Raw genomic sequence first — 3927 nt, 5'->3', positions numbered from 1 at the left:
GGCGGGCGCGGGCGGGGGCTGGGGGGGGGGGGCGGGGGGGGCCGCCCCCCCCCCCCCCCCCCCCCCCCCCCGGCCGCTCACCGAGCGGGGCGCCGCCCAGGCGCGCGCCCTGCGCCCGCTGCTCGCCGCGCAGCCGCTCGCCCGGGTGTTGGTCAGCCCCCGTGCGCGGGCCCGCGAGACGGCTCGCATCGCCGGCCTGGCCGACCGCGCCGAGATCGAGCCCGACCTGCGCGAATGGGACTACGGGGGGTACGAGGGCCGCACCACGCCCGAGATCCAGCGGACCCGGCCCACCTGGTCGCTGTGGACCGACGGCGTCCCCGCGGGCGATGACCCGGGCCATCCGGGGGAGACCCCGGAGGCGGTCTCCGCCCGGGTCGACCGGCTGTTGGCCCGACTCGCTCCGCTGCTGGACGCGGACCCGGCGGCGGGCCCGGGCGCGAATCCGGCCGCGGGCCCTGGTGCGAATCTAGCCGCGGGCCCTGCCGGGGGCCGCGATCCGGCCGCGGGCTCGGCTGTGGACGCGGCCGGTGGAGAGCCCGGCGAGCCCGCCGGCGCCGTGCTGCTCGTGGCGCACGCGCACATCCTGCGCGCGGTCGCGGCCCGCCGGCTCGGCCTCCCGGTAGCGGCCGGTGCGCTGTTCCGCCTGGACACGGCCACCCTCAGCCGCATCGGCCTGGCCCACGACCGCCCCACCGTCCTCGCCTGGAACGTCCCCGCCGCAGGCCCCGTACCTCAGCAGTCCTGACCCGTCTGCCCCACCGGCCACACCCGCTGGAGCAGACCCCAGGTGAACTCCGCGACGTACGCGGTGGGCTCGCCCGGGGCGCCGGACCCTTGCTGCGCCTGCGCCGAATCCAGTGCCTGCACCGGACCTGACGCCAGGCCCGACACCGGCCCCAGGCCCGCCGGCGCCGTGAAGGCCAATTGCCAACGGGTGGGCGCCGACCCCTCGCGCGGCTGGGCCGGTGCGAAGGCGCGGGCCACCTCGTCGACCGTGCACGACCACGGCACCAGGTCCGCCGCGCTGCGCAGCTCGGGCCCCGCCGCGCCCCGCGCCCGTACCAGCCACTCGTTCCACACGGCGCCGCCGGGCCCGGCCAAAACCTCGAACCGCAGCGTGGGCCAGAGCGGCACCGGCCAGCTCAGCGCCTCGCAGCGCAGGTCCCCGATCCGACGCGGTGCCGTGGCCGCCGGCGGGCCGAGCACCGAGCGGTAGCGCCGTAGCGCGCCCTGCTGGCGGGGGGAGCGGACCATCGCCTGCCAGCGCCGGTTCGCCTCCCGCAGCTCGCCCCGGCCCACGCCCAGCTCCCGCAGCGCCGCCGCCACCAGGTCCCCCTGGTGGTCGGCCATCCGGCGGAGCAGTACGAGCTGGAACTCATGCGGCCCGAACGCCGCGGCCGGCCCGGGCGCCGATCCCGGCGGTCCTGCTGATCCTGCCGGCATTGCCGGCCTTGCCGACCCCGCACCCCCAGGTCCCGCGCCGTCAGCTCCCCGCGCCCCGGCCATCAGCGCCCGCTCACCGGCTCGCCCGCACCAGCGCCGCCAGGTGCTCGGCGGCGAAGCGCAGCGGCTCGTCGTCGCTGGAGACCCGGCAGATGAGCTCGGCCCCTTCGAGCGTGGACAGAATGGTGCAGGCCAGCGCCTCGGCCCTGGCCCGCGGGATGTCGTGGTCCTGGAGCTTGGACGCGATCAGTTCGCGCCACTGCCGCAGCGCCTCGTCGGAGGTGCGCTGGATGAGCGGCGAGCGGCCGATGATCTCCAGCGCCGTCGCGGCCACCGGGCAGCCGTCGGTCCAGTCGGACTCGCGCAGCGTGTCGGCCAGCAGCAGGGCGCAGTTGGCGACGGCCTCGCCCGGCTCGTCGGAGCTGGTCAGACCGCGCCGCAGGACGTCGGTGAAGTCGGCGGCGCCGAACCGCAGCGCCTCCGCGGCCAGCGCCTCCTTGCCCTGCGGGAAGAAGTGGTACAGCGAGCCGTAGGTGGCCTTCGCCTCGCGCAGGATCTGCTTGATGCTCGTGCCCTCGTACCCCTGGCGCTGGAGCAACGTCGCCGTCGCCACCACGAGCCGGGTGCGGGTGTCGCTGGGTGCTTCCCGCGGGGCCGTCGTCTCTTCCGTGGCGTCCATGCCCTCAGATTACCGAATGGATCGATCGATCCACTCTGCTATCGTGCCATTGGAGCGATCGATCCATTCAGGAGGGGTTGGCGTCATGAGTGATGTGTCCAGCGGAGCGTCCGTGGGCGAGGGGCATCCGGGGTTCGGGCGGATGTTCGGCGAGGGGCGGCTCACGGTCGGGCTGTTCCTGCCGCTGCGGCAGTACGCGGGCGACATGGAGGTGTTGAAGGGTGCGTTGGAGGTCGTCAAGCAGGCGGACGCGTCGCCGTTCGCGGCCGTCTGGGCGCGGGACGTGCCGCTGTTCGACCCGGGGTTCGGCGACGCGGGCCAGGTCTTCGACCTGTGGACCTACCTGGCCTGGCTGGCCGCGCACACCAAGCACCTGGCGCTGGCCGCCGGCAGCGCCATCTTCACCCTGCGCCACCCGATCGACCTGGCCAAGCAGGCCACGACGATCGACCAGCTCAGCGGCGGCCGGCTGGTGCTCGGCGCCGCGTCCGGCGACCGCGCGTCGGAGTTCCCGGCCTACGGCATCGACCACCTCACCCGCGGCGAGCGCTACCGCGACGCCGTCGAGTGGTTCCGCGAGCTCACCGAGGTCACCAGGCCCGCCATCAGCTCCGGCCTCGGCCACCTCGGCGGCGGCGTCGACCTGCTGCCCAAGCCGGCGTTCGGGCGCGTACCGCTGGTGGTCACCGGCTCCTCGCAGCAGAAGACGGAGTGGATCGCGAGCAACGCCGACGGCTGGCTGGTCTACCCGGGCTCGGTGTACGGCGAGGGGCCGAAGGCGCTCGGTGCCAAGGCCGCGGCCTGGCGCGAGCTCATCCCCGGCGGCGCGTTCAAGCCGGTGGCCACCAACGAGTGGATCGAACTGGTCGAGGACCGGCACCACAAGCCGACCCCGCTGCGCGGCGGCTTCGTGATGCGCACCGGCACCGATGGCCTGCTCGAACTGCTCGGGCGCTGGCAGGACGCCGGCATCAACCACGCCGCGCTCGGCGTCCAGCACGGCCGCCGGCCGCCCGCCGAGGCCGTCGCCCAGCTCATCGAGGAGGTCGCCCCGCACTTCCCCGCGCTCGCCGGGCCGGAGCCGAAGGAGCTGAAGTGGTGACGGGGTCCGCCACCCGGCTCGGCCCCGGCGCGGCGTGCGCCATGGACGCGGACGCGTTCCGGGCCGCCATGCGGCACTTCCCGACCGGCGTCACCGTCCTCGCCACCTCGGGCCCCGCGGGGCCGCACGGCATGACGGCGAATGCGGTCATCTCGCTCTCCCTCGACCCGCCCACCGTGCTGGCCGCGGTCCACCACCGGACGTGTACGTACACGATCCTGCGCAGCGCGCCGACCTTCACCGTCAACGTGCTCGCCGCCGACCAGGAGGACCTGGCCGTGGCGTTCGCGCGCTCAAGCCCGGACCGGGACCCGTTCGACCGGGCGGCCTGGCAGCCGTCCGTGCTGACCGGCGACCCGACCCTGACCCGCAGCGTGGGCGTGCTGCACTGCCGGGTGACCGAGCGCATCGACGTCACCGACCACACCCTGGTGATCGGCACGGTCATTGACGCGACCGTGCACCGGCCCGAGGCGGCCCCGCTGGTCTTCGCCCGCGGCGGCTTCCACGCCCTGGCCGGCCCGCCACCCGCTGGTCCCGGGTCGGCGGGTTGACCGGCGCGGCGCGGCCGTCCGCAGCCCCGTACGGTCCGCCGCCCGCCGGTCCGCCGGGCGATCCCCCGCACGCGCTGCCCTCGGGCAGGTGAGTGCGCCCGGTGCGCGAGGGGCCGGTGGTACGCGGCGCAAGCGCCCGTACCACC

At 75.9% G+C, this 3927-nt stretch carries 5 protein-coding genes; 3 read left to right on the top strand and 2 right to left on the bottom strand.

Going from position 1 to position 3927, the window contains the following annotated elements:
• On the top strand, positions 1 to 748 hold a 748-nt coding region (locus AAHZ94_RS30040), incomplete at its 5' end, for a histidine phosphatase family protein (RefSeq protein ID WP_349996880.1).
• On the opposite strand, the gene AAHZ94_RS30035 is transcribed toward AAHZ94_RS30040, so the two are convergent.
• On the bottom strand, positions 736 to 1446 hold the full coding sequence (locus AAHZ94_RS30035; protein ID WP_349996879.1) for a hypothetical protein: 711 nt from the start codon (positions 1444 to 1446) through the stop codon (positions 736 to 738). The genes AAHZ94_RS30040 and AAHZ94_RS30035 overlap by 13 nt on opposite strands.
• A gap of 73 nt (positions 1447 to 1519) precedes the next feature.
• The gene (locus AAHZ94_RS30030; protein WP_349996877.1) at positions 1520 to 2125 is read right to left on the bottom strand and encodes a TetR/AcrR family transcriptional regulator; all 606 of its coding nucleotides are present in this window, start codon (positions 2123 to 2125) and stop codon (positions 1520 to 1522) included.
• Between the two features lie 85 nt (positions 2126 to 2210).
• Between AAHZ94_RS30030 and AAHZ94_RS30025 the strand changes: the two genes are divergently transcribed.
• Together AAHZ94_RS30025 and AAHZ94_RS30020 are read left to right on the top strand one after the other, a co-directional pair.
• The gene (locus AAHZ94_RS30025) at positions 2211 to 3227 is read left to right on the top strand and encodes a TIGR03571 family LLM class oxidoreductase (protein ID WP_349996875.1); all 1017 of its coding nucleotides are present in this window, start codon (positions 2211 to 2213) and stop codon (positions 3225 to 3227) included.
• Positions 3224 to 3781 (top strand): flavin reductase family protein, encoded by a 558-nt coding sequence (locus tag AAHZ94_RS30020; RefSeq protein ID WP_349996874.1) that lies wholly within the window; start codon positions 3224 to 3226, stop codon positions 3779 to 3781. Before AAHZ94_RS30025 ends, AAHZ94_RS30020 begins: the two co-directional genes overlap by 4 nt.
• The last annotated feature ends 146 nt before the right edge of the window (positions 3782 to 3927 follow it).

The sequence above is a fragment of the Streptomyces sp. HSW2009 genome (assembly GCF_040240285.1).
Classification (GTDB): domain Bacteria; phylum Actinomycetota; class Actinomycetes; order Streptomycetales; family Streptomycetaceae; genus Streptomyces.
Note: the sequence above shows the minus strand (reverse complement) of the source record. Positions and strands in the feature narration are given on the sequence as shown.